The organism is Micromonospora sp. S4605 (assembly GCF_003176715.1).
Lineage (GTDB): Bacteria > Actinomycetota > Actinomycetes > Mycobacteriales > Micromonosporaceae > Micromonospora > Micromonospora echinaurantiaca.
In genome coordinates, this window is record NZ_QGSW01000489.1 from 1 (window position 1) to 1,547 (window position 1,547).

1 protein-coding gene is annotated in these 1,547 nt (G+C 67.6%); it reads left to right on the forward strand.

The genetic code is table 11. The features are described from left to right. Positions 1–137 precede the first annotated feature (137 nt). Positions 138–1,499, forward strand: a complete 1,362-nt coding sequence (locus DLJ47_RS35205) for an ISAs1 family transposase (RefSeq protein WP_109906691.1) — start codon at positions 138–140, stop codon at positions 1,497–1,499. Positions 1,500–1,547 lie beyond the last annotated feature (48 nt).

The following is a 1,547-nucleotide window of genomic DNA, read 5'->3' on the forward strand; positions in this document are numbered from 1 at the left end:
CACGGCCCCGGCGTTGTTCCGGCTTGAGGTGTTCTGTCCAGGTTGAGGACCGGACAGAGCTGAAGTTGTGGGACGAGCGCGACTTCTGATGATCTTTCGGGTGTCTACGCCAGAAGATCGTTCCAGGAGCCGCGCTCGTGTCGTCATCTTCCCCGATCAGCCCTGTTGTTGACCACCTTGCCGATCTGGCCCTGTGGGAAGCCGAACTCGCTGCGGACCCGGTCACCGCGGACCCGGTCACCGCGGACCCGGTCACCGCGGATTCGTTGGCTGCTGACCCGTTGTTGGTGGCGTCGTCGCTGCTCGATCGGCTGCGGCAGGTGCCTGATCCGCGCCGCTTGCGAGGGCTTCGGCATCCGTTGCTGGTGATTCTGGTCCTGACCGCGTGCGCCACTTTGGTGGTGGGTAACGACTCGGTGACCGCGATCCGGCAGTGGGCGGCGCGGACCCCGCAGGATGTCCTGCACCGTCTCGGGGCCCGGTTCAACCCGTTGCGCGGCCGGTACATGGTGCCCAGCGAACGCACCTTCCGGCGGGTCCTGGCCGCCCTTGACGGTGACGCTCTCGACACAGCGACCTGCGGTTACGCCGCCGACATCGTGTGTGCTCACGCGCCGGCGCCGGTGATCCCCACCTGCGACGACGAACCCGTCGAGCGGGAGCAGCGCCGCGCCGCCACCCGGGCCGTGACCCACCCGAGGCCGGCCGGGCTGCTGCCGGCGGCCGCGATTGACGGGAAACTGTTGCACGGCACCCGTACTGCGACGGGGCAGGTGTTCCTGGTCGCGGCGATCAGCCACCAGCACGGGGTGGTCCTGGGCCAACGCCAGGTCCCGGACAAGCGCGGCGAGAGCACCGTCATCGCCGACCTGCTGACACCCTTGGAGCTGGCCGGGATGATGCTCACCCTCGATGCCCTCCACACGAGCAAGAAGACCGCTCGTCTGATCACCGGCCCCCTTCGAGCCCACTACACGCTGATCTTGAAGGGGAACCAGCCCCTCGCTCTGAAGGCCGCCCAAGCCCTGCTGTCCGGCACCGACACCGAGTTCATCGACCACACCGACATCGACGAGGAGCGCGGACACGGGCGCACTGAACGCCGAACCCTACGGGTCGCGGCCTGCGACGACACGGTGTTCCCCGGCGCCCGGCAAGTCTTCCGGCTGCGCCGTGATACCGGCGGTCTCGACGGCGTGCGCACCAGCAAGGAAATCATCCACGGCATCGTCAGCGTCGACGCCGACCAGGCCGGCCCCGAGCACCTCAACCATTACGCCAGAGGCCACTGGACCGTGGAAAATCGTCTTCATTGGACTCGAGACGTGACCTTCCACGAGGACGATTCCCAGCTACGGACCGGTACCGCCCCACGAGCCGCGGCCAGCTTCCGCAACCTGTCCCTCAACACCTTCCGCCTCGCCGGACGCGCGAACATCGCTCACGCTCGCCGCGACCTACACGACCGCCGCGACGTCTTCGCCACCTACGGCATCTAACAAACCATGATCAAACCGGACACACCCGAACAACGCCGGGGCCGTGGG